The organism is Arthrobacter luteolus NBRC 107841 (assembly GCF_001552075.1).
Taxonomy (GTDB): Bacteria; Actinomycetota; Actinomycetes; order Actinomycetales; family Micrococcaceae; genus Arthrobacter_B; species Arthrobacter_B luteolus.
The window spans coordinates 362,733-385,553 of the sequence record NZ_BCQM01000002.1 but is presented as its reverse complement, the minus strand read 5'-3'; the positions used below and the strand labels follow the sequence as shown (position 1 = coordinate 385,553).

Here is a 22,821-nt window from a genome sequence, read left to right as displayed (position 1 = left end):
TCGGGCCATGACGCGGGGAGGCATAGGCCTGTTCGGACGGGTTGACGGACGGATCGACGGCCGGAGCAGCGTGGGCGGCGGGCGGGTGACGGGCCGGAGCGACGGGCCGCTTGACGGCCGTGGGTCGGGAGCAGCCTCAACCCTCTGGCCCGTACTATGGGCGGCCCCAACTGTCGAGTCCGGCCTTGGGCGGAACCCCCCGCTGTAGAGCTCGTACTTGGGCGCTACCCCCGCTGTTGAGTCCGTCCTTGACCTGCTGAACCTGCTCGCAACAGGCCACCGCCATGACTGCGACAGTACATTTTGAGCCACTCTGCCCTTCCCACCCTCAGCGTCCCCTGCCCCACACCAGCCCAGCCCCTCCCTGCCTCCCAGGCACCCGGGCACCCAGTACCCAGTACCCCAGTACCCAGTACCCAGTTCCCCAGGCTCCAAGGCTCCAAGGCTCGAAACTCCACGACACGGGTTCCCACTCTATGTAGCGTCCTGAGGCTGGTGGGGTCACTCCAGCCTCAGGAGTGGACAAAGAGTGGGAACCCTTGTCGGAGGCGCGGCCGAATCAGCAGTATGCGGCCCGGTTCCCCTGGTTGAGCGTTGGTGTTCAATCGGTGTTCCGTCCCGGTCCCTTTCGAAGACGGTTTGGTCCCTTTCGACCACGGCCTGGCAGGTTCAGGGTCCGCAGGTTCAGGGTCCGCAGGTCCGGGGTCCGCAGGTTCGGGGTCCGGAGGTCCGAGGGCCGATGGATCCACGGGGTCGGCGCCCACAGGTCGGCGGGTCCACAGGTCGGCGAATCAACGGATACACCGGTCCACAGCGCGGTTTCCCACGCATCGTTACGGAAGTGATTGGAGGGGACTCACCAGCAACAGAGGTAACAGTTGGTGGGAACCTTGGCGACTCAGTGCTTCCGGGTGGGGCTGACGTTTCTGCTGGGGTCTCAGCAACAACGCCAGCCACGTAGTGCCGAACCACCTCGTGGGAGCGTCGCCGCGAAAGAGAACAGCGCGGCGGACGGAACCAGGACCGCGCCTGGGAAGGCGGAAACGCGGTGCCCCCACCAAGCCCGAAGCCCGCAGACCCGCAGCCCGTAATCCCGGACGTTCAGCCGGGCACGTTCTGCCCGCACGCTCCACGCCGTCCATCCCCAACCTAGCCGTCCCATGCCACGTAGCCCCGGGCAGGCGTGTCCAGCCAGCAGAATCACGCCCCCGAACGCCCGGGCAGGACGTTCACCCACGCAGGTTCAACCCCAGCCCCATTCCCATCCCCGGACCCACCCCCTTAACGGGAAGGGCCTCCCCGCGAGACGCGGGGAGGCCCTGACGCGGGGAGGCCGAGACACGGGGAAGCCTTTAGAGCAGCAACCGGAACAGCCGGCAAGCCGTCCGAGCCGGCGCCTAGTCGCAGCCGTCCGAGCCGGCGGCCCAGTCGAGGCCGTCCGGGCCGTCAGCCCTGGGCAGATGCGGAGGCAGCAGGGAGGCTGGCGCCCGATCCGCCCGGAACCTTCCGCGAAAGTCCGGTGTACACAACGTTCGCAGCAGCAGCCGTCATCATCGAGGCACCGAGCATGTGCAGGGCCACCAGGGCGATCGGCAGGTGCAGGAAGTGCTGCGTGTAGCCGATCACGGCCTGCGCCAGCAGCACCGCCGTGAAGATGATCAGGGCGCGCTTGAGCCGGGGGTCGGCGGCACGGCGGTAGACAAGGTACAGGGCGACGGCGGTCGTGAAGACCAGCAGGTAGACCGGAACCACGTGCAAGCGGGTCATCAGGTCGGGATCGAGGTTGTTGCGGGCAGCGCCGTGGTCTCCGGCATGCGGGCCGGAACCGGTCACAATCACGCCGAGGACCACTGTGACCGCGGAGAGGACAGCGATGGCCCAGACCACCGGACGCAGGGTTGCGCCAGCCAGCGGGGCATGACCCGAACCAAGCTGATCTGAGCTCAGCCAGGCCCGGTTCACCAGGGCAACTGCCACGCCAATAATGGCCATCGAGACGATGAAGTGCAGGCCCACCACCCAGGGGTTCAGGTCCGTCCACACGGTGACCCCGCCGATGAGGGCCTGGGCCGGGATACCGGCCAGGGCAGCCACCGAGAGCCAGAAGAGGTCCGGGCGTGTGGACCGTGACTTCCAGACCGAGGCGACCATGGCGAAGGCAATCGCTGCCAGCACAAAGGTCAGCAGCCGGTTGCCGAATTCGATGATGCCGTGGACGCCCATCTCCGGGGTCGTGACCAGGGAATCGGCGGTGCAGAGCGGCCATTCCGGGCAGCCCAGCCCGGAAGCGGTGAGGCGCACGGCGCCGCCGGTGACGACGATCCCGATATTGGCGGCCAGGGTGGCGACCGCCAGGGAACGGACCAGGCGGCTCGTCGCGGGAGCTGTGGTGGGCTCCGGGTTTCGGGCGGCTGGGGCAGGTGCGGGTGTCTTCGGCACGGGGGCTAACTCCATTTGAACCAGCGGACGGCAGCAAGGCCGCCCAGGATTGTCCACGCCAGCAGGATAAACGTGGCGGGAAGATTGAACTGTGTATCGATCAGGGCTGATCTCAGCGCATCACCCAGAGCCGCGGAGGGCAGCAGCTGGACATAGGGTTCGAGGCCTGCGCTGAGGCTGTTGGAGGGAATGATGATACCGCCAAGGCCTGCGAGCAGGATCCAGAGCAGGTTGGTGATGGCCAGCGTTGCTTCGGGCCGGACGGTCCCTGCCACCAGCAGGCCGAGCGCAGTGAAGGCCACCGCACCCAGTACCAGCAGCAGCAGCGCCAGGGGGATCCCCGGTAGGGAGGGACGCCAGCCCATAAGCACGGCGATAACGGTTACCAGCAGGACCTGGATGGCCAGGACGGACAGTACGGCGATGACCTTGCCGGCGATCAGCCCGGCCCGGCCCAGCGGTGTCGTGGAAAGGAAGCGCAGGACGCCGTAGCGCCGGTCGAACCCGGTGGCAATTCCCTGGCCGGTGAAAGCCGTGGACATGGCGCAGAGCGCCAGGATTCCGGGGGTGGCGGTGTCCACCCGGGACGGGCCGTAGGCGTCGAGGATGGGTGTCACGCTGAGCGCGATCAGTCCCAGCAGGGGAAGCACGACGGCGAGAACCAGCTGTTCGCCGTTGCGCAGCATGGTGCCGGCTTCGTATTTGCCCTGGTTGATAACCCGGACCGGCAGGGAGGCTGGGGCGCTCATCGGATCTCCCTTCCGGAGAGTTCGAGGAATACATCCTCCAGCGTCCGCGACGCCATGTGGATACTGTCCGGCAGGATTCCGGCTTCGAGCCACCAGCCGGCCAGGTTCGCCAGATCTGCGGGGGAGATTTCGCCGCGCAGTGCGTACCGCCCCGGACTTTCTTCGGTGAGGGCGAGGTGCGCCAGCGAGGGGAGGGACACCGCCAGTCCGGGCGGGGCTTCGAAGGTCAGTTCCCGGCCGGAGGCGTGATCCTCCGTCCGCGCCGTCAACTCGGCCACGGTTCCCCGCGCGACCGTGCGGCCGGCGTCGATGATGTAGACGTAGTCCGCCAGCTTCTGCGCATCGTCGAGCAGGTGCGTGGTGAGGATAATGCCAAGGTTCTCGGCGCGGAGTTCCTGAATCAGGTCGAACACGATCTGGCGGGACTGCGGATCGAGCCCGGCACTGGGTTCATCCAGGAACAGGACCTCGGGGTTTCCCACCAGTGCGGCGGCGAGGGCTACCCGCTGCCGCTGGCCGCCGGAGAGCCTCCGGATTCCGGTATTGGCAAAACTGCCGATCCCCAGCCGGTCCACGAGCGAATCAACATCGCGGGGATCCGCGTACATCCGGGCGACGTGGCGCAGCAGCGCCACGGGACGGGCCGACGGCGGCAGCCCGCCGTCCTGCAGCATCACGCCTACGCGGGCGCGCAGGTCAGCGCCGGCACCGTAGGGCGAGCGGCCCAGCAGCCGGACCTCGCCGCCGTCGATCGGCTGAAGCCCCTGGGCGCATTCGAGGGTGGTGGTTTTACCGGCACCGTTGGCGCCCAGCAGGGCAGTGACCTGGCCGCGTCTGGCGGTAAAGTCGACGCCGGCCAGGACCCGGATCATTTTGCCGTCCAGGCCGGGAACAGGACCGCGGTCCCGGATCAGGCCATGGATGGTCAGGCACGGTTCGTCGATAGGCACGCCCATATTCTACGTTAGGTAGTAGTCCAGTCCCGCCGCATGACCTGCTGCCCCGTCTCCGGGGAAGCCTGCCCTTAGTAGCCTGGAGGAATGGATTAGGTCATGATTGTGTTGTGTATTCAGTGAAGAGTTCTGAGACGGAGACCCCAGGGGCGGTGAACACCGCCCCCACCACAGTTGTCCGGGAGCCGGACGAGCGCACCCGGGACCGCGTGCTCGGAGCCGTCCTGGAGCGCGGCCCTGTCAGCGCCGCTGAACTCGGCGAACAGCTGGGGTTCACTCCTGCGGCGGTCCGCCGCCACCTCGATACGCTGGAGCGTGAAGGCCTGATCGAGGTCAAGCGCGTCAGCAACCCCGGCTCGGGCGCAGGCCGCCCGGCACGGCGCTATGTGGTGAGCCACCAGGGCCAGTCCTACCTTGGCAATGACTACCTGACCATCGCCACCGAGGCGCTGCGGGAGCTGGGGAAGGCCGCCGGCCCCGAGGCCATCGAGGCTTTCGCCGCGGCGCGGTTCCAGAAAATGGAGGACCGCTACCGTCCGGTGCTCGACGCCGCCGGGCCGGCTATTGAAGACCGGGCCGAGGCCCTGGCCGCCCTGCTGACCAAGGACGGGTTCGTCGGATCCACCACCATGATCGGCACCAGCCGGACCCCCAGCACCCTGCTGAGCATCCAGCTGTGCCAGGGGCACTGCCCGATTCAGGCACTGGCAAGCGCCTACCCCGTCTTCTGTGACAAGGAGACCGAAGTTTTTTCCCGGCTGCTGGGAGTGGACGTGCGCAGGCTGTCCACGCTGTCCCGCGGCGGGCACGTCTGTACGACCCACATTCCCGTGGGCCGTTCCATGTCTGCGCCGCACCAGCCGGTGGGCGCCGCAACCCAGTCCACATCCACTCATCAGCAAGAAAGGCCGTGATGACGGATCAAGTAACCCGGAAGGCGGAGGCACCCGCAACGGTGCCCGATTCCGTAATTTCAGACATTCTGGAAAAGAACCCCGAGCTCGAGGGGATCGGCACCTATGAGTACGGTTGGGCTGACTCCGACGTAGCCGGATCCAACGCCCGCCGCGGCCTCTCCGAGGAGGTTGTCCGCGACATTTCGGCGAAGAAGAATGAGCCCGAATGGATGCTGGACATCCGGCTGAAGGGCCTGAAGTACTTCGACCGCAAGCCCATGCCGACCTGGGGCGCAGACCTCTCCGGCATCGACTTCGACAACATCAAGTACTTCGTGCGTTCGACCGAGAAGCAGGCGAACACCTGGGAAGACCTGCCCGAAGACATCCGCAACACGTACGAAAAGCTCGGCATCCCCGAAGCTGAGCGCGGCCGCCTGGTCTCCGGCGTCGCAGCGCAGTACGAGTCCGAGGTTGTGTACCACCAGCTCCGTGAGGATCTGGAACGCCAGGGCGTTATCTTCCTGGACACCGACACCGCACTGAAGGAACACCCGGAGATCTTCCAGGAGTACTTCGGCACCGTCATTCCGGTGGGCGATAACAAGTTCGGGTCGCTGAACACGGCCGTATGGTCCGGCGGTTCCTTCGTCTACGTCCCCAAGGGCGTGCACGTGGAGATCCCGCTGCAGGCATACTTCCGGATCAACACGGAAAACATGGGCCAGTTCGAGCGCACGCTGATCATCGCCGACGAGGACTCCTACGTCCACTACATCGAAGGCTGCACGGCGCCGATCTACACCTCGGACTCGCTGCACTCGGCCGTCGTCGAGATCATCGTGAAGAAGGGCGCCCGCGTCCGCTACACGACCATCCAGAACTGGTCCAACAACGTCTACAACCTGGTGACCAAGCGTGCGATCGCGCACGAAGGCGCCACCATGGAGTGGATCGACGGCAACATCGGTTCCAAGGTCACCATGAAGTACCCGGCCGTCTACCTGGTCGGCGAGCACGCCAAGGGCGAGACGCTCTCCATCGCCTTCGCCGGCGAGGGCCAGCACCAGGACACGGGCTCCAAGATGGTGCACATCGCACCGAACACCAAGAGCTCGATCATCTCCAAGTCGGTGGCCCGCGGCGGCGGCCGGGCAGCCTACCGCGGCCTGGTCCAGGTCCGCGAAGGCGCCAAGAACTCGGCTAACACCGTGCGCTGCGACGCCCTGCTGGTGGACACCATCTCCCGCTCCGACACGTACCCGTACGTGGACATCCGCGAAGACGACGTGACCATGGGCCACGAGGCCACTGTCTCGCGCGTCAGCGAAGAACAGCTGTTCTACCTCATGTCACGCGGCCTTCCCGAGGACGAGGCAATGGCCATGATCGTGCGCGGCTTTATTGAGCCGATCGCCCGTGAACTGCCGATGGAATACGCCCTTGAACTCAACCGCCTCATCGAACTCCAGATGGAAGGAGCCGTCGGTTAATGTCGAAGCTCAACGACACCGTAGTAAACGCAGCCGAGAACATCGCTGAAACCGTGGCCGAAAAGGTCAGCAGTGCAGTGGAGGGCGTCAAGGCACGGATCGGTGCACCTTCGGGCGAACGCCGTGTCCGCATTGACGGTTTCACCGAGGAAGGCGAAAACCTTTCCCCGCTGAACGATTCTTCTCCCGTCCTGGGCGGCGACAGCAGCAAGTCCCACAGCCACGGTGCCGGTGCGGGCATTCCGGACAGCTCACGCGCCGGCCGCCCCACCTCCTTCCACCGGGCCGACTTCGGCAAGCTCACCGGCCGTGAAGAGGATTGGCGGTTCACCCCGCTCAAGCGCCTGCGCGGACTGCACACAGCAGAACTGACGGGCACCGCCCCGGAGGTCGCCGTCGTCGCACCCGAGTCGGTCACCGTGGCCGGCATCGGCCGCGATGATGCCCGGATCGGCACCGCGGGCATCCCCGAGGACCTGGTGGCAGCAGCCGCCTGGGAAGTCTTCACGGAAGCCACCCTGGTCAGCATCCCCAAGGACACCCAGGCCGAAGGCACTGTCACCCTCACCATCACCGGTGCGGGAACTGATCCTGCGGCCCAGCACGTGGTCATTGAGGCCGGAGCCTTCTCCAAGGCTGTTGTGGTCCTGGACCACAAGGGCTCCGCCACGCTGGCCCAGAACGTGGAGATCCTCGTCGGCGACGGCGCGGAACTCACCGTCATCAGCGTCCAGGACTGGGACGATGACGCTGTGCACGCTTCGGCACAGTACGCCCGGATCGGCCGCGACGCCCGCTTCAAGCACGTTGTGGTCAGCCTCGGCGGCGACCTGGTGCGGGTTACCCCGTCCTCCAGGTTCACTGCCACCGGTGGTGAGGTGGAGATGTTCGGCCTCTACTACGCAGACGCCGGCCAGCACCTGGAACAGCGCCTCTTCGTTGACCACGCCGTCCCGAACTGCAAGTCCCGCGTGATGTACAAGGGCGCGCTGCAGGGCAAGGACGCGCACACCGTCTGGGTTGGCGACGTGCTGATCCGCAAGGAGGCCGAGGGAACGGACACCTACGAGGTGAACCGCAACCTGCTGCTGACCGACGGCGGCCGTGCCGACTCCGTGCCCAACCTCGAGATCGAGACCGGCCTCATTGAAGGCGCCGGCCATGCCAGCGCCACCGGCCGCTTCGACGACGAGCACCTGTTCTACCTGATGGCCCGGGGTATCCCGGAGGACGTTGCACGCCGCCTCGTCGTGCGTGGCTTCCTGAACGAAATCATCCAGCAGATCAAGGTTCCGGAACTGGAAGAGCGCCTTACGGCCGCCGTCGAGCGTGAGCTCGCCGCCGTCGAGGCCTAAAGCACCTCCTCCGAAGAAACCCGCAGACCGCACCAACAGCGTGCAAAGAGAAAGCGAAACTACGCATGTCCACTCTTGAAATCAAGGACCTTCACGTCAGCATTGAGACCGAACAGGGTGTCAAGAAGCAGATCCTGAAGGGCGTCAGCCTCACCATCAAGACCGGCGAGACCCACGCCATCATGGGGCCGAACGGCTCCGGCAAGTCCACCCTCGCCTCCACCATCGCCGGCCACCCGCGCTACACCGTGGACAGCGGCACCATCACCCTGGACGGCGAAGACGTCCTGGCGATGAGCGTTGACGAGCGCGCCCGCGCCGGCCTGTTCCTGGCCATGCAGTACCCGGTGGAGGTTCCCGGCGTCACCATGACCAACTTCCTGCGCACCGCCAAGACCGCGCTGGACGGCGAAGCTCCGTCCCTGCGCCACTGGACCAAGGACGTCAAGACGGCCATGGGCCAGCTGCGCATCGACGCTGATTTTGCCCAGCGCAACGTCAACGAAGGCTTCTCCGGCGGCGAGAAGAAGCGCGTGGAGATCCTGCAGCTTGAGCTCTTCCACCCGAAGTTCGCCATCCTCGATGAGACGGACTCCGGCCTGGACGTTGACGCACTGAAGGTTGTCTCCGAAGGCGTGAACCGCGAGCACGCAGATGGCAAAATGGGTACCCTGCTGATTACGCATTACACGCGGATCCTGCGCTACATCAAGCCGGACTTCGTGCACGTGTTCGTGGACGGCCGGATCGCCGAGCAGGGCGGCCCTGAGCTTGCCGACCGCCTGGAAGAAGAAGGCTACGACCGGTTCGCCAAGACCGGCGCCGTCAGCGCCTAGGCTGTACCGCACGAGCCTGAGGAACAGGAGCAGAACATGACTGACGCCAATCTGGCCCAGACATCCCTGGAGGATGTCGAAGAGGCCCTCAAGGACGTCATTGACCCTGAGCTGGGGGTGAACATCGTTGACCTGGGCCTGCTCTATGGCCTGAAGTACGCCGACGACGGTGCCCTGCTCATCGACATGACGCTTACCACCGCTGCCTGCCCGCTCACCGATGTCCTCGAAGAGCAGACCGGCAAAGCACTTGAGGGCGTTGTCGACGAGTTCCGGCTGAACTGGGTCTGGATGCCGCCGTGGGGTCCGGAGAAAATCACGGACGACGGCCGTGACCAGATGCGGGCCCTGGGCTTCAACATCTAGGCTTCACCGGCCAGCAGTACGCAGAAAGGGCGGACACCCTGATGGGTGTCCGCCCTTTTGCCTGCCGGGACTTATGCCATATCCGGTTCAGCCTCATCCGGTTCAGTCCCGCCGGGCTCCCCGATTCCGCGGGCTGCCAGCGCGTCCCCCGTCTGCTGGGCGTACGCCACCGCCCGGATGACCACCGGGACGGCCTGTGCCCGCAGGTTCCGCTCCAGCCCCCTTGCTTTTGCCGACGCCCGCACATCCGCAGCCGATCCGAGCAGGTAAGGCAGGCTGCGGATCATCAGAGCCAGGGCAAGTCCGAAGCGTTCCGGATCGGCTCCGAACACCCGCAGCGGCCGGACCAGCCCAACAACACCGTCCAGGAGCTCCGGTACCGGTACGGTCAGGATCAGCAGCCTGGCCGCAGCCACGCAGACCAGGATGTTCCCCGCCGTCACCACTGCAGCCGCGGCGTCCACGGTCCACAGCTGAACCGCCGCGATCAGCACCAGGACAGGCCACATCACCGCGAGGGGACGCGGCAATTCACGCAGCAGGCCGGCAGCTGCGTAGGCGGCAGCGGTCAGCACGGCGGCCGCCGCGGTCACCGGCAGGGCTGCGAGGGCGAGGGTCAGGATGGACAGGACGACGACGGCGGCAGCCTTCACTGCCAACGGCGCCCGGTGCACCGCTGAGTCCCCGGCGGCGTAGGCGCCAAGCAGCGCATCCCGGTTCCTCATGCCGTGTCACCGCCTGTCTCGGGCCAGGGCTCCGGTTCACTGCCTGGGCCCGCAGCCCGGCCCGTCACCGGATCCCCAGTGCCAGGGACCGGTACCGGCTGATGGCCTCTTCGGGGCCGGCATCACAGACGATCCGGCCGTCGTCGATGACCAGCACGCGGTCTGCGTCGGCAGCGAAATCCAGGTCATGGGTTGTATACATAACCTGCTGGGGGAGTGCAGCGAGGAGTTGACGCAGCCGCGCCGTGTTCCGCAGGTCCAGCAGGGTGCTTGGTTCATCAGCCACCAGCACCGCCGGCTCCACCGCCAGGACCGTGGCCAGCGCCATCAACTGCCGCTCACCGCCGGAGAGGTCATAGATGCTGCGGTCCGCAAGCTCCAGCAGGCCCAGGGAGCCGAGGCGTTGCTCAGCTGCCGCGCGGCGGGCCCTGGGGTCACGGATGCTGCGGCGCAGGGACAGTTCAACATCGTCGCGGCCAGTCGGCATTACCAGCTGGGACAGCGGATCGGTGAAGACGAATCCGACCCGGCGCCGTACCCGGGAACCGTTCCGTGCGGTGTCCACACCATCAACACTGACAGTTCCGCTGGAGGGCAGGAGCAGTCCGTTGATCAGGCGCAGGAACGTCGACTTCCCCGAGCCGTTGGCCCCGATCACCGCCACCCGGCGCTCGGTGAGTTCCAGGCTGACCGGGTGCAGGATCGGGCGGGGAACAGCCTGCGTTCCGGTGCCGGCGTCCGGCGCCAGGACACTTGCGGCCGCGAAAACGACGGTGGGCATCAGAGCGCGGCCGGTGCCGGACGGTTGGGTACCAGCCGGGGGAACGCCGCAATCACGCTGATCGCCACGGCAGCCGCGGCCAGGTTCTTGATGACGTCACCGGGCCAGAACGCCATGTCCGCTGCCACCGCTGCGGCGAAGGGGAGCTTGGCGTTAAGCATCATGCCGGCGATGCCGAGCGGGTGGATGACCAGGAAGCTGGTGGCCAGGCTGGCACCAAACAGGGCCGCGAACCTTGCCCTGCGGAACCGGCGCAGGACGGCGCGGGAAATCAGCCCAACCACCAGCGCAGCCAGGGGAAAGGAGAGCAGGTATCCGGCAGAAGGGCCGGCCAGTACGCCCAGGCCGCCGCTGAAGCCGCTAAAGACCGGCAAACCGGCCAGGCCCACCACAAGGTACAGTCCCACAGCCGCCGCTCCGCGCAGCGGGCCAAGGATCAGTCCGGCCAGCATTACTGCCAGCGTCTGCAGCGTAATGGGAACGCCGGCCGCCAGCGGAATTCCGGGAAGCAGCGAAAATGCGGCCGTGAGGGCAGCAAAGACCGCTATGTAGGACAGGTCGGTGGCTGTCCACGGGGTGCGGCGGGGGCGGCGTACCGCGGGTTCTTTTACGGCGGACATTTCGGCTCATTTCGTTGGGGTCCTACAACACCTGATGTGAGGTGGTGCGCATATTTCCTTGGCAGTTCCGACATTAGCGGCGCCCAGCGGGCAATCTGTTTGTCGGGTTCCTACAAACCGCGTGGGACCGGTAGACTTGAAAGGCTGCCCGGGCAGCTTTCTTCACAACCCCACCCCCTTCGAAAGGTCCCCCTTAGTGATTGCCGTATCTGATCTCGAGCTTCGTGCCGGTGCACGCCTGCTCATGGAAGCGGTCTCATTCCGTGTGGACAAGGGAGACAAGATTGGACTTGTCGGGCGCAACGGCGCCGGCAAGACCACCCTGACCAAGGTCCTGGCAGGCGAGGCGCTTCCCGCCAACGGACACATCAAGCGCACCGGAGACATCGGCTACCTTCCGCAGGATCCGCGGACCCCGGACATGGAGCAGCTCGGCCGTGACCGCATCCTCTCCGCCCGCGGACTGGACATCGTCGTGGCACAGCTCAAGAAGTGCCAGGACGAAATGGCCAGCGATGATCCGAAGGTCTCGCAGAAGGCGATGAACCGCTACGACCGGCTTGAGGCAGAGTTCCTTGCTGCCGGCGGCTACGCTGCGGAATCTGAAGCAGCAACCATCTGCGCCAACCTGGCCCTTCCGGACCGGCTGCTGAACCAGCCGCTGAAGACGCTTTCCGGCGGCCAGCGGCGCCGCGTGGAGCTGGCCCGGATCCTCTACTCCGACGCCGAGACCATGCTCCTGGACGAACCGACCAACCACCTCGACGCGGATTCCATCGCGTGGCTGCGTGAGTTCCTGAAGAACCACACCGGCGGACTGATCGTTATCAGCCACGACACGGAGCTGCTGGAAGCAACGGTCAACAAGGTGTTCAGCCTGGACGCCAACCGCGCCACCATCGACATCTACAACATGGACTGGAAGCGCTACAAGATCCAGCGTGAGACCGATGAGCGCGCCCGCAAGCGTGAACGTGCCAACACCGAGAAGAAGGCCGGCGTTCTGCTGGCCCAGGCCAACAAGATGAAGGCCCGCGCTTCGGGAGCCTCCGCTGCGCAGAGCATGCTCAAGCGTGTTGACCGGCTGATGAGCGGGCTCGACGCCGTCCGTGCCTCGGACCGCGTTGCCGCCCTTCGTTTCCCGGATCCGGCGCCGTGCGGCAAAACGCCCATGATGGCGGAGGGACTCAGCAAGAGCTATGGATCGCTGGAGATCTTCACTGATGTGGATCTGGCCATCGACCGTGGTTCCAAGGTAGTCATTCTGGGCCTGAACGGTGCCGGCAAAACGACGCTTCTGCGGATGCTCGCCGGAGTGGACAAGCCGGACACCGGCCGGATCATTCCGGGGCACGGCCTGAAGGTTGGCTACTACGCCCAGGAGCACGAAACCCTGGATACCGAGCGCTCCGTGCTGGAGAACATGCGTTCCTCGGCGCCGGACATGGATGACGCCGAGGTCCGCAGCGTGCTGGGCTCCTTCATGTTCAGCGGTGACGACGTGGACAAGCCCGCAGGCGTGCTCTCCGGCGGTGAAAAGACCCGCCTGGCGCTGGCTACGATCGTGGCGTCCTCCGCCAACGTCCTGCTCCTGGACGAGCCGACGAACAACCTGGACCCCGCCTCCCGCGCGGAGATCCTGGGTGCACTGAGCAACTACTCCGGCGCGGTGGTGATGGTCAGCCACGATGAGGGTGCCGTCTCGGCCCTGAACCCGGAACGGGTGGTGCTGCTGCCGGACGGCGACGAAGACCACTGGAACGAGGACTACCTGGACCTGGTGACCTTGGCCTAGCAACGGCCACCGGGCGGGAAACCGGCCACGCCGGAGCAGGTCCGGTACGGCAGAGGCCGCCGCGTTCCTATCGGAACACGGCGGCCTCTGTCCTCTTAAGTCCTCTGCCCTCTGAACCTCTCTGCCGTCTAACGGAGAGTCAGCTTCACAGGCTGGAACCCCTCCGGTGGACTACATTCCCTGGGCGTCGAGGATCGCGTCTTCCTCTTCCTCGCCGGTCGGGTTCCGGCGTTTCCGGACCGGGCGCGTGCGCCTGGGTGCCGGTGCGGCGGAATGCGTGACCCCGCCGTCGTCCTCCCAGTCCTCCTCATCCCACTCTTCATCCTCGCCGGATTCGATCCGGTTCCAGGCTTCCTGGCGGGCGGCATAGCCCAGCCCCACGAAAAAGAGCAGCCCGAACGCGTACCACTGCAGGGCGTAGGAAAGGTGCGGCCCTTCATCCACGGACGGTTTCGGCGCGGCCTCCGGACGGGTTTCGGGGGCGGGATCTTCGGTGTCCATCAGGCCGTACGCGGCGGTCTGCAGCGGATATCCGGCCTGGCGTTCGTATTCAGTGAGGTCGATGGACGCCAGCTGGCCGGCGGGCGCCCCGCGCAGCAGGGTGGGCTCCGCGGGCTTGAGGCGGGCGGTCACAGTCACTTCTCCTGCCGGTGCCCCGGGAATCTCGTCCGGCCAGCCGGCTTCGTTGTCGCCGATGGGCAGCCAGCCGCGGTTGATAACGACGGCGGTCCCGTCCGCAAGCTTCAGCGGTACCAGCACCTCGTAGCCGGGCCGTCCGTTCAGCGGACGGTTACGGACGATGCGCTGATTGGCGGTGTCATAGGTCCCGGTCAGCTCCACCGGCAGCCACTCGGCCGAGGGATCGAATTCCTGGAAGTACCCGGCCGCTTCCTCGAAGGGAACGGGATCGGCCGAATAATTGGTTTCCACCCAGCCGATGTCCTCTCGGATGGCATCCCGGCGCTCCAGCTGCCAGGTGCCCAGGTACGCACAGACCGCCGCCAGCGCGCAGACGAGGGCCAACCAGCCGAGCCAGCGGCTGGACAGGAGGAACTTATACATTTATGGCGCGTCGCTTTCGGTAACCGGCCCCAAGGGCAGTGTTTCTTTCCACAGGGACCGGACCTGCAGGTACTCTTCCAGCCAGCCGCGGTGCTCTCCGCAGGCAAGCCAGATCTTCCTCCGCTCCGGAGTGTGGATCTTCGGGTTGTTCCAGAGCAGCTGCCAGGCGGCGTCCGCGCGGCAGCCTTTGCGGGAACAGCGGGCGCGGTCTTCTGAGGCGGCGCCGCCGGATAACTGGTCAAGCAGGTTCATGCGTGCGGCTCTGCCTTGCCCCGGCCGGACTGGCCGTCGTCGTCGATGATTTCTCCGTGGAGGACTGTCGTCTCGGCGGAGTCCTGGGCCTGCCGAGCCTCCAACTGCGGCTGTGGAGCCTCGTGGTACACGGAATCAGAGCCCTCCATGTTGCGGGTGTCGCTGCCTCCGTTGGCAATCACGACGGCAAACCAGGGCAGTACGACAGCTCCGGCGATCACCACCCACATCATCCAGCCGTGAACGAAAAAGAGCAGGAAAAGACACACGAGCCTGATGCTCATGGACACGGTGTACTTGACCATGCGCGAGTGCATCTCGTCAGTGTGGGCCGTGGGGGCATCCGTAATCCGCGGGATGTGGCCGCCGCGGCGGGTAGCCTTTTTCATGATTCTCCAAACAGGTCCTTCTATTATCCCACTGCCGCCGTAGTTCTTGAAGTTGACCCGGGCGCCGATAGGATCGGAGCTTACTCACCTGACCCCAGCTTAAGGATTTTTGCGTGCAGAACGATCCCTCGACACCAGCCGGCCGAAGCGTACTCGTCACGGGCGGCAACCGCGGCATAGGCCTGGCGATTGCAAAGGCCTTCCTGGAAGCGGGGGACCGGGTAGCCATTACCTACCGCAGCGGGGACGTCCCCGAAGGCATGCTCGGCGTCAAAGCGGACGTCACGGACATGGCCTCTGTCGATGCCGCCTTTACCGAGGTGGAAGCCGTCCACGGGCCGGTGGAAGTCCTGGTCGCGAACGCTGGCATCACCCGCGACACCCTTCTGCTGCGGATGAGCGAAGAAGATTTCACCGATGTGGTGGACACGAATCTCACCGGCGCCTTCCGGGTGGTCAAGCGCGCCTCCAAGGGCATGCTGAAGCTCCGGCGCGGACGGGTTGTGCTGATTTCTTCCGTTGTGGGCCTCTACGGATCCCCGGGCCAGGTTAACTACGCGGCGTCCAAGGCAGGCCTGATCGGCATTGCCCGGTCCCTGACCCGCGAACTTGGGTCACGGAATATCACGGCGAACGTCGTGGCGCCCGGCTTCATTGACACGGACATGACCCAGGCCCTGCCCGAAGACACCCGGAAGAGCTACCTGTCCTCCATTCCCGCCGGCCGCTTCGCGGATCCGGAGGAAGTGGCCGGGGTTGTCCGGTGGATCGCGGGCCCGGAAGCCGGTTACATCTCCGGCGCCGTGATTCCGGTTGACGGCGGCCTGGGGATGGGGCACTAACCGGACGCCCTGCCGTCCGCCACCTGCGGGGATTCCTTGGAGGTTTCCACCAACGCTCCCTGCCGTGCTGGCTGGCAGGATGGTTTGCAGCGTCAGTACCGCCAGCTATCTTTTTAGCTACTTTCCACAAAGAGGAGTTTCCATGGGCCAGCTTGAGGGCAAAGCCGCGATTGTTACCGGGTCTTCGCGAGGTATCGGAGCCGAGGTAGCCAAGCTGCTCGCCGGCGAAGGTGCCGGCGTCGTCGTGAATTACCGGCAGAAGGCCCCGCGGGCCAACAAGGTGGTGGCGGGCATCGAGGCCGCCGGCGGCCGCGCCGTTGCTGTCGGAGCAGACCTCACCGCCCCGGAAGGCCCGGCAGCGCTGGTCGATGCGGCCCGGGAATCCTTCGGTGGAGTGGACATCCTGGTGCTGAATGCCTCCGGCGGCATGGAAACCGGGCTCGGCGAGGACTATGCGCTGAAGCTGAACCGTGACGCGCAGGTGAACATGCTTACAGCCGCCGCGGAAGCCATGAAGCCGGGCTCCCGCGTGGTGTTCGTCACCAGCCACCAGGCACACTTCATCAACACTGTGCCGACCATGCCGGAGTACGAGCCCGTGGCACGCAGCAAGCGCGCCGGGGAAGACGCCCTGCGGGCGATGATTCCGGCACTGGAGGAGAAGGGTATTTCCCTGGTGGTGGTTTCCGGCGACATGATCGAAGGAACTGTCACCGCGACCCTGTTGGACCGCGCCAATCCGGGAGCCATCGAAGCGCGCCGGGAAGAGGCCGGGCGGCTCTACTCGGTCGAAGAGTTCGCCGCCGAGGTGGCCCGCATGGCCGTGGCCGACGTCCCGGCAGGCCACACCGAGTACATCGGCGGCCGGGACTACCTCGGCTCCTAGCCGCAGTATCCAGTTTCATCCCCCGGCGGCGCACGCGCTGCCGGGGGAGAAGCCTCCGGGGACCTAGAGCTTGACGAAGTGCCGGACCACGTCCAGGTTGGGCAGGTTCAGCACGGAGTCAGCGGCGGCCTGCACGGCCGGCTTGGCGTTGAACGCCACGCCGAGGGCCGCTGCGGCCAGCATGTCCAGGTCATTGGCACCGTCGCCCACGGCGATGGTGTGTTCTTCCTTGATACCCAGCTCGGCTGCCCATTCCCGCAATGAGCGGGCCTTGACCGCCCTGTCCACCACTTCGCCGGTGACGGCGCCGGTCAGGACCCCGCCCTCAATTCCCAGTTCGTTGGCGCGGGCGAACGTCAGCTGCAGCTTCTCCGCCAGTGGCGCAAGGACCTGGTTGAATCCGCCGGAGACAACGGCGACGGCGTGTCCAGCCGCCAGGAACGCGTGCACCAGGATTTCAGCGCCGTCGGAGAGCTCGATCCGCGTTCCGACCTCATCGATCACGGTTTCGGGGAGTCCGGCCAGGGTTTTGACCCGTTCGTGCAGGCTTTGGGCGAAGTCCAGTTCCCCGCGCATCGCGGCTTCGGTCACCGCCGCCACCTCGGCCTCACGTCCGGCGTGGGCGGCGAGCAGTTCGATCACCTCCTGCTTGATGAGGGTCGAGTCAACGTCCATCACCAGCAGCTTCCGGGCCGGCTCCAGCAGCGATGCGGGGACTACGGTGCTTTCCGCCGGCGCTGCACCGCTGTCCAGTGCCGCTGCGGCAGCTGACGCGACGGCCAGGCGCAGGGATTCCAGCCTGCCGCCATAGGAAACAAACAGCTTGGACACCGTATAGCCTTCGCCGTCAGCGTTTTCGAGCTCCAGGATGCGCGCACCGAGTTCGGTCACTGACTGCTGGACGCGGCCAAGATACTCATCGGCAAGCTCCCGACCGTAGCTGACGACACTGAATTCCGGGAAGCTCTCGGGGGGCATGCGGGTTCCATTCTGCGGGTAGTCCTGAAGGGGCACTGTCTGCCGGCCGGCCTGTGGAACGGCACAGCGGCACAGCGGCGTAGCGTTTCGCCAACGCGCCTTTCTTTAGCCTAGTGTCTACTGCTATGAGTGATGTTCTTGAATTTGCCGGAGTAAGCGTCGTCCGGGGCGGAAAGACCCTGCTGGACGGCGTCGACTGGCAGGTCAGGGAAGGTGAACGGTGGGTCATCATGGGACCCAACGGTGCAGGGAAAACCACACTGCTGCAGATCGCCGGCGGGCGCATGCATCCCACACGCGGCATGGCCGGCATCCTGGAGGAGATCCTGGGCGCGGTTGACGTCTTTGAACTCCGTCCCCGGATCGGACTGGCATCCGCATCCCTGGCCAGCCAGATCCCCGAGCATGAAACCGTGCTGAACGTTGTTCTCACCGCCGCCTACGGCATGACCGGGCGGTGGCGTGAGAAGTACGACAAGCTTGATGAGCGCCGGGCCTTCCGCCTGCTGCATGACTGGGGCATGTCCACGTTCATCAACCGCCCCTTCGCCTCGCTGAGCGAAGGGGAGCGCAAGCGCGTGCAGATTGCCCGCGCCCTGATGACAGACCCGGAACTGCTGCTCCTGGACGAGCCGGCTGCCGGCCTGGACCTCGCCGGCCGCGAGGACCTGGTGCAGCGCCTGGCCAACCTGGCTGCCGACGACGAGGCTCCGGCCATGGTCCTGGTCACCCACCATCTGGAGGAAGTACCGCCCGGCTTCACGCATGCGCTGCTGCTGCGTGAAGGCACAGTGGTGGCCGCCGGTCCGATAGATTCCGTCTTCACCGAGGAGCACCTCAGCACCGCGTTCGACCTGCCGCTGGCTGTGCAGCGGGACGCCTCCGGCCGCTACAGCGCCGTGGCCCGGCGCTAGGGCCACCGCGTTCCATGTTTATGTCCTCCGCGGGGCTGTTCCACGATGCCCTGATCTTCTTCGCCGGGCTCTGGGCCGGGACCATCAACGCCATCGTTGGATCCGGCACTCTGGTGACCTTCCCTGTGCTCGTGGCACTGGGCTATGCCCCGGTCACCGCGACCATCAGCAACGCCATGGGACTGGTAGCCGGGAACATGGCCGGCTCCTGGGGCTACCGGCGCGAGCTGGCAGGCCTGAAGGGCACCCTGCTCCGCCTGCTGCCGGCGTCGATCCTTGGTGGGATCACCGGGGCGTGGCTGCTGCTGAACCTGCCCGAAGCCGTCTTCGGCGCGGTGGCGCCGTACCTCATCGTTCTGGCCCTGTTCTTCGTTATTTTCCAACCGAAGCTGCAGTCCTGGGTCCGGGCCCGTGCCGCCCGGGCTGAGGGACAGGCCGATGAGCCGAAAGGTTCGGGCCATTCCTGGATCCTGATTGCCCTGGTCTACTTTGCGGGCGTCTACGGGGGCTACTTCGTGGCGGCGCAGGGCATTCTGCTGGTCGGCATCCTCGGCATCTTCCTGCACGGGACCATGCAGAACGCCAATGCCGTGAAGAACATCCTGGTCCTGGGCGTGAACCTCGTGGCCGCCGCGTCCTACATGATCTTCGCCTTCGACCGCATCGTCTGGCCCGTGGTGGCCCTCATTGCCGTCAGCTCCCTGATCGGCGGTTTCGTGGGCGCGGCAGTCGGCCGGCGGCTCTCCCCGGTCGTGCTGCGCACGGTTATTGTCAGCCTCGGCCTTGTGGCCCTGTGGCACATGGTGACCGCATGAGCATCCACCGCCTGGAATCAGCCGGGGATCCCCGTGTTGCCGACTACACCAGGCTGACCGACACCTCGCTGCGCCGGCTCCGGGAACCAGCCGAGGGTATGTACATCGCGGAGTCATCCAAGGTCCTGCGGCGGGCACTTGAAGCCGGCCATGTGCCGCGTTCCTTCTTCCTGGCCGATAAGTGGCTCCCGGATCTGCAGGACGTGCTCGATGCGTTTCCCGATGTTCCCGCCTTCGTGGGATCACCGGCAGTCCTGGAGGAAATCACCGGCTTCCATCTGCACCGCGGAGCTCTCGCTGCCATGCACCGGCCGAAGCCGCTGGAGCTGGGTCCCGTCCTCGCAGCAGCCCGGCGGGTTGCCGTGCTGGAGGACATCGTGGACCACACCAACATCGGTGCAATCTTCCGGTCGGCCGCAGCCCTGGGGGTTGACGCAGTCCTGGTGAGCCCGCAGTGCGCCGATCCGCTGTACCGCCGGGCCATCCGGGTGAGCATGGGAACGGTGTTCCAGGTGCCGTGGCTGCGGCTGCAGGCCTGGCCCGGGGTCCTCGCGGATCTGCGCCTGGCAGAGTTTACCACTGCTGCGCTGGCACTGGAAGAAGATTCGCTGACGCTGCAGGAGCTGGGCGCCCAGCATCACGACCGGCTGGCGCTGGTGCTCGGAACCGAGGGGGACGGACTGTCCCGCAGCACCCTGGCCGAGGTGGACCTCACGGTTCGCATCCCCATGCAGGGGGGAGTGGACTCCCTGAACGTCGCCGCGGCCAGCGCCGTCGCCTTCTGGGAGTGCCGCGTTTCCTAGCGCCGGATCACCCTTATGTTCCAGGGCCTGCGGTGCAACACTGTCGGTGCACGAAGCACCACTCACCGACTCCGGGATCTCTTCCATGGCCAGACGCGTCCACCCGATCCGGCGGCAACGGATAACCGTGCTGTGCCTGGCTGCGCTACTGCCGGCGGCGGCCGCCTGCGGTCCGACGGCAGAGCAGCTGGAAACGCGGCAGGCCACGCAGGCCGCCTCCGCGTCCGTGCCTGCTGCCCCGCAGCAGGCGCGGGTGCGCACCGCGGAACCTGATGCGGAGCCGGCGCCCCCGCCGCTGCAGGTGGGTGTCAGCGGGGCCCAGGCCGGCATGGCGTCAGATGTTCAGGAGGCCTGCCAATGGCTTCTCCGCAGAGACACGGCACCCTTCCCGGACGCTGGATCCTGCATTTCGGCGGCCATGGTGGCGGGAGCCGGCGCCCGGCAAAGCCTGACGACGGCGGCGAGCTGGCTGCCGCCGGGAACGTACAGCATGGACTTCCGGACCGCTCCCGGGTTCAGCATGGAGTTGAGCAGCCAGGACGGTGAACTGGAAATCACCGTCGACGGGGCGGACCGCACCCTGCGCACTGGCGATTCCGAGGTTGCGGCCAACGCGGACGGAGGCGCCGAGGAAGCCTATGCAGCTGTCCTGGTTGACGCCGCGGAACTGACGTCGAATCCCGAACGCCTCCGGGGCCTGCTGGACGCCGCCCGGCCGGCGCTTCCGGACTACGATGCCGAGCACAATGGGGAGCCGGCCACCAAGCTCACCGCAGTCATCGAATCAGCCGAGCCCGGGGGATTCACCGGGTCACTGGTGCTGGTGCTCGATGAGCTCTACCGCCCACTGATCATTGAATACACGGGTACAACCCGGGGGATCCGCTCCTCGATCCGCGCATCAGTGACAGACTGGGGGCGTGGTTAACAGCCGCTGGCCCGTTTAGGCTAAGATTGAGTGTTGGCCGTTTGGCCATCAGAGCTTGTGAAAACCTAAGTTTTTGAAACCCATCGTGCCTGGCAAAATCCAGTCACCTAAAGAAGGTATTACTGTGAAGTCTGATATCCACCCCAAGTACGCCCCGGTAGTCTTCCGCGACCTCGCGTCCGACACCGCATTCCTGACGAACTCCACGGCCTCCTCCTCCAAGACCATCGAGTGGGAAGACGGCAACACCTACCCGCTCATCGAGGTGGAAATCTCCTCCGCATCGCACCCGTTCTACACGGGCAAGCAGCGCATCATGGACTCCGCAGGCCGCGTCGAGCGCTTCAACGCACGCTTCAAGGGCTTCGGCGGCAAGAAGTAGCATTTCGCTTCCTGGCAGCAGCCTAAGATTGGAAGGTCCGTCCGGTTTGTTCCGGACGGGCCTTTCGTTTTCATCAGCATCGAAGAAGTCCGGATTGCGTATCCAAGAGGGGTCAGAATGAACGAAGAACGCGACAGCCGCCACGGGGAATACAAGGTACCCGGCGGGAAACTCGTTGTTGTGGACCTTGAAGTGCGCGATGGAGTCCTGGGGTCTGTCTCCCTCAGCGGAGACTTCTTCCTGGAACCGGATGATGCCCTCGAGGACATCAACGCTGCCCTTAACGGCCTGCCGGCGGAGAGTACGGCGGAGCAGATCAGCGCTGCCGTCCGGGCCCGGCTGAGCCCCGACGCCGTGCTGTTCGGGTTCTCCCCGGAGGCAGTCGCCATCACCATACGCCGGGCACTGGCGAAGGCCACCAGCTGGGCCGACCACGAGTGGGAGATCATTCCTCCCACGCCGCTCTCCACGCACATGCATGTCGCCATGGATGAAGTCCTGGCCGAAGAGGTTGGTGCCGGCCGGCGGCATCCGACCCTTCGTTTCTGGGAGTGGGAAACCCCGTCTGTGGTGATCGGCAGCTTCCAGTCGCTGCGCAACGAAGTGGATCCCGACGGCGCGGAGCGGCACGGTGTGACCGTGGTCCGGCGTATCAGCGGCGGCGGGGCCATGTTCATGGAACACGGCAATGCCATCACCTACTCCCTCTACGTCCCGCAGTCCCTCGTGGACGGGCTCAGCTTCGCTGACTCCTACCCGTTCCTGGACGCGTGGGTCATGGAATCCCTTGAACGCCTGGGCATCAAGGCCTGGTACCAGCCGCTCAACGACATCGCCACCGACCAGGGGAAGATCGGCGGGGCGGCGCAGAAACGGCTCAGCTCCGGTGGAATGCTGCACCACGTCACGATGTCCTACGACATCGACGCCGACAAAATGGTCGACGTCCTGCGCATCGGCAAGGAGAAACTCTCCGACAAGGGAACCCGCAGCGCAAAAAAGCGCGTGGATCCGCTGCGCCGGCAAACGGGCCTCAGCCGCGAAGAGATTATCAAGACGATGATGGAGACCTTCGCCGGACGGTACGGCGCCAAACAGTCCGCCATCTCGGAGAAGGAGATGAACCGGGCCAAGGAGAAGGTCGAGGCGAAGTTCGATACGCCCGAGTGGATCAACCGCGTGCCGTAACACTCTTACGGCCGCCGGGAGCGGCCCTTAGACTTCGCCGTATGGAAAAGAAGTCGCTGACGGCGCTGGTCAGGAACCATTTGGAAACCGCCCGGCAGGCTTCCTCCGGGCGAAGCGCCGCCACGGTGTACGGGGGACACGAACACATCCTGCGCCAAACGGTTATTGCCCTGGCGGCCGGTTTTGTCCTGGACGAACATGAGAACCCCGGCGAAGCCACCATCATGGTGCTCAAGGGGCGGGTGAGCCTCAGCTCCGAAGGCACCTCCTGGGAAGGATCCGCCGGCGACCTGCTGATTGTGCCGCAGGCCCGGCATGCCGTGTCCGCGCTGGAAGACTCCGCCTTCCTGCTCAGCGTCGCGAAAAGGCCGTAG

25 protein-coding genes are annotated in these 22,821 nt (G+C 65.8%); 15 read left to right on the top strand and 10 right to left on the bottom strand.

What is annotated here, in order from left to right; all coding sequences use genetic code 11:
- Positions 1 to 1,446: 1,446 nt before the first annotated feature.
- From AL3_RS05800 to AL3_RS05790, 3 genes are read right to left on the bottom strand one after another with little or no spacing between them, the layout of a single operon-like run.
- The gene (locus AL3_RS05800; RefSeq protein WP_066297925.1) at positions 1,447 to 2,439 is read right to left on the bottom strand and encodes a COX15/CtaA family protein; all 993 of its coding nucleotides are present in this window, start codon (positions 2,437 to 2,439) and stop codon (positions 1,447 to 1,449) included.
- Between the two features lie 5 nt (positions 2,440 to 2,444).
- Positions 2,445 to 3,188, bottom strand: coding sequence for an ABC transporter permease (locus AL3_RS05795; RefSeq protein WP_066297923.1), 744 nt, complete (start codon positions 3,186 to 3,188; stop codon positions 2,445 to 2,447).
- Positions 3,185 to 4,144: an ABC transporter ATP-binding protein gene (locus AL3_RS05790; RefSeq protein WP_066297921.1), complete on the bottom strand. Its 960-nt coding sequence runs from the start codon at positions 4,142 to 4,144 to the stop codon at positions 3,185 to 3,187. The genes AL3_RS05795 and AL3_RS05790 overlap by 4 nt, the downstream gene beginning before the upstream one ends.
- Before the next feature lie 149 nt (positions 4,145 to 4,293).
- Here AL3_RS05790 and AL3_RS05785 point away from each other — a divergent pair, with 149 nt between their 5' ends.
- From AL3_RS05785 to AL3_RS05765, 5 genes are all read left to right on the top strand, one after another.
- Positions 4,294 to 5,055 carry a helix-turn-helix transcriptional regulator gene (locus AL3_RS05785; RefSeq protein ID WP_066297919.1) on the top strand — a complete coding sequence of 254 codons (762 nt, stop codon included), beginning with the start codon at positions 4,294 to 4,296 and terminating at the stop codon, positions 5,053 to 5,055.
- Entirely contained in the window at positions 5,055 to 6,530 is a 1,476-nt protein-coding gene (gene sufB / locus AL3_RS05780; RefSeq protein ID WP_066297916.1) for a Fe-S cluster assembly protein SufB, read from the top strand. Before AL3_RS05785 ends, sufB begins: the two co-directional genes overlap by 1 nt.
- On the top strand, positions 6,530 to 7,885 hold the full coding sequence (gene sufD / locus AL3_RS05775; RefSeq protein WP_083521481.1) for a Fe-S cluster assembly protein SufD: 1,356 nt from the start codon (positions 6,530 to 6,532) through the stop codon (positions 7,883 to 7,885). Before sufB ends, sufD begins: the two co-directional genes overlap by 1 nt.
- A 65-nt stretch (positions 7,886 to 7,950) precedes the next feature.
- On the top strand, positions 7,951 to 8,721 hold the full coding sequence (sufC, locus tag AL3_RS05770; protein ID WP_066297914.1) for a Fe-S cluster assembly ATPase SufC: 771 nt from the start codon (positions 7,951 to 7,953) through the stop codon (positions 8,719 to 8,721).
- 36 nt (positions 8,722 to 8,757) lie between these two features.
- Positions 8,758 to 9,087, top strand: coding sequence for a metal-sulfur cluster assembly factor (locus AL3_RS05765; protein ID WP_066297911.1), 330 nt, complete (start codon positions 8,758 to 8,760; stop codon positions 9,085 to 9,087).
- A 71-nt stretch (positions 9,088 to 9,158) separates the two neighbouring features.
- On the opposite strand, the gene AL3_RS05760 is transcribed toward AL3_RS05765, so the two are convergent.
- The 3 genes from AL3_RS05760 to AL3_RS05750 all read right to left on the bottom strand — a co-directional run bounded on the left by AL3_RS05760 (position 9,159) and on the right by AL3_RS05750 (position 11,213).
- Positions 9,159 to 9,812: a CbiQ family ECF transporter T component gene (locus tag AL3_RS05760; protein WP_066297909.1), complete on the bottom strand. Its 654-nt coding sequence runs from the start codon at positions 9,810 to 9,812 to the stop codon at positions 9,159 to 9,161.
- Positions 9,813 to 9,876: 64 nt separating this feature from the next.
- Entirely contained in the window at positions 9,877 to 10,593 is a 717-nt protein-coding gene (locus AL3_RS05755) for an energy-coupling factor ABC transporter ATP-binding protein (protein ID WP_066297906.1), read from the bottom strand.
- Positions 10,593 to 11,213 (bottom strand): biotin transporter BioY, encoded by a 621-nt coding sequence (locus tag AL3_RS05750; protein WP_066297904.1) that lies wholly within the window; start codon positions 11,211 to 11,213, stop codon positions 10,593 to 10,595. Before AL3_RS05750 ends, AL3_RS05755 begins: the two co-directional genes overlap by 1 nt.
- A 196-nt stretch (positions 11,214 to 11,409) precedes the next feature.
- Here AL3_RS05750 and AL3_RS05745 point away from each other — a divergent pair, with 196 nt between their 5' ends.
- On the top strand, positions 11,410 to 13,008 hold the full coding sequence (locus AL3_RS05745) for an ABC-F family ATP-binding cassette domain-containing protein (RefSeq protein WP_066297902.1): 1,599 nt from the start codon (positions 11,410 to 11,412) through the stop codon (positions 13,006 to 13,008).
- A gap of 171 nt (positions 13,009 to 13,179) precedes the next feature.
- Here the strand turns inward: AL3_RS05745 and AL3_RS05740 are convergent, their stop codons facing one another.
- Genes AL3_RS05740 through AL3_RS05730 form a run of 3 tightly spaced genes read right to left on the bottom strand, consistent with a single transcriptional unit; the run spans position 13,180 to position 14,711 of the window.
- Entirely contained in the window at positions 13,180 to 14,070 is an 891-nt protein-coding gene (locus AL3_RS05740) for an SURF1 family cytochrome oxidase biogenesis protein (RefSeq protein ID WP_066297900.1), read from the bottom strand.
- Positions 14,071 to 14,322 (bottom strand): hypothetical protein, encoded by a 252-nt coding sequence (locus AL3_RS05735; RefSeq protein WP_066297898.1) that lies wholly within the window; start codon positions 14,320 to 14,322, stop codon positions 14,071 to 14,073.
- Positions 14,319 to 14,711 carry a DUF3099 domain-containing protein gene (locus tag AL3_RS05730; RefSeq protein ID WP_066297895.1) on the bottom strand — a complete coding sequence of 131 codons (393 nt, stop codon included), beginning with the start codon at positions 14,709 to 14,711 and terminating at the stop codon, positions 14,319 to 14,321. The genes AL3_RS05735 and AL3_RS05730 overlap by 4 nt, the downstream gene beginning before the upstream one ends.
- 113 nt (positions 14,712 to 14,824) lie before the next feature.
- Between AL3_RS05730 and AL3_RS05725 the strand changes: the two genes are divergently transcribed.
- Together AL3_RS05725 and AL3_RS05720 are read left to right on the top strand one after the other, a co-directional pair.
- Positions 14,825 to 15,553, top strand: coding sequence for a beta-ketoacyl-ACP reductase (locus AL3_RS05725; protein WP_066297893.1), 729 nt, complete (start codon positions 14,825 to 14,827; stop codon positions 15,551 to 15,553).
- Between the two features lie 142 nt (positions 15,554 to 15,695).
- Positions 15,696 to 16,439, top strand: a complete 744-nt coding sequence (locus AL3_RS05720) for an SDR family oxidoreductase (RefSeq protein ID WP_066297891.1) — start codon at positions 15,696 to 15,698, stop codon at positions 16,437 to 16,439.
- 63 nt (positions 16,440 to 16,502) lie between these two features.
- Here AL3_RS05720 and serB read toward each other — a convergent pair whose 3' ends face one another.
- Positions 16,503 to 17,417 (bottom strand): phosphoserine phosphatase SerB, encoded by a 915-nt coding sequence (gene serB, locus AL3_RS05715; RefSeq protein ID WP_066297889.1) that lies wholly within the window; start codon positions 17,415 to 17,417, stop codon positions 16,503 to 16,505.
- A gap of 125 nt (positions 17,418 to 17,542) precedes the next feature.
- On the opposite strand from serB, the gene AL3_RS05710 reads away from it, so the two are divergent.
- The 7 genes from AL3_RS05710 to AL3_RS05680 all read left to right on the top strand — a co-directional run bounded on the left by AL3_RS05710 (position 17,543) and on the right by AL3_RS05680 (position 22,821).
- Positions 17,543 to 18,331, top strand: coding sequence for an ABC transporter ATP-binding protein (locus tag AL3_RS05710; protein WP_066297887.1), 789 nt, complete (start codon positions 17,543 to 17,545; stop codon positions 18,329 to 18,331).
- Between the two features lie 14 nt (positions 18,332 to 18,345).
- A complete protein-coding gene (locus AL3_RS05705) occupies positions 18,346 to 19,146 on the top strand; it encodes a sulfite exporter TauE/SafE family protein (protein WP_246168558.1) in 801 nt (266 codons plus the stop codon).
- The gene (locus tag AL3_RS05700; protein WP_066297883.1) at positions 19,143 to 19,949 is read left to right on the top strand and encodes a TrmH family RNA methyltransferase; all 807 of its coding nucleotides are present in this window, start codon (positions 19,143 to 19,145) and stop codon (positions 19,947 to 19,949) included. The genes AL3_RS05705 and AL3_RS05700 overlap by 4 nt, the downstream gene beginning before the upstream one ends.
- Positions 19,950 to 20,034: 85 nt before the next feature.
- A complete protein-coding gene (locus tag AL3_RS05695; protein ID WP_157075241.1) occupies positions 20,035 to 20,877 on the top strand; it encodes a cupin domain-containing protein in 843 nt (280 codons plus the stop codon).
- 124 nt (positions 20,878 to 21,001) lie between these two features.
- Positions 21,002 to 21,259, top strand: coding sequence for a type B 50S ribosomal protein L31 (locus AL3_RS05690; RefSeq protein ID WP_066297878.1), 258 nt, complete (start codon positions 21,002 to 21,004; stop codon positions 21,257 to 21,259).
- Positions 21,260 to 21,376: 117 nt separating this feature from the next.
- Positions 21,377 to 22,447: a lipoate-protein ligase LplAB gene (lplAB, locus tag AL3_RS05685; protein ID WP_083521480.1), complete on the top strand. Its 1,071-nt coding sequence runs from the start codon at positions 21,377 to 21,379 to the stop codon at positions 22,445 to 22,447.
- 41 nt (positions 22,448 to 22,488) lie between these two features.
- Positions 22,489 to 22,821 carry a cupin domain-containing protein gene (locus AL3_RS05680; RefSeq protein WP_066297875.1) on the top strand — a complete coding sequence of 111 codons (333 nt, stop codon included), beginning with the start codon at positions 22,489 to 22,491 and terminating at the stop codon, positions 22,819 to 22,821.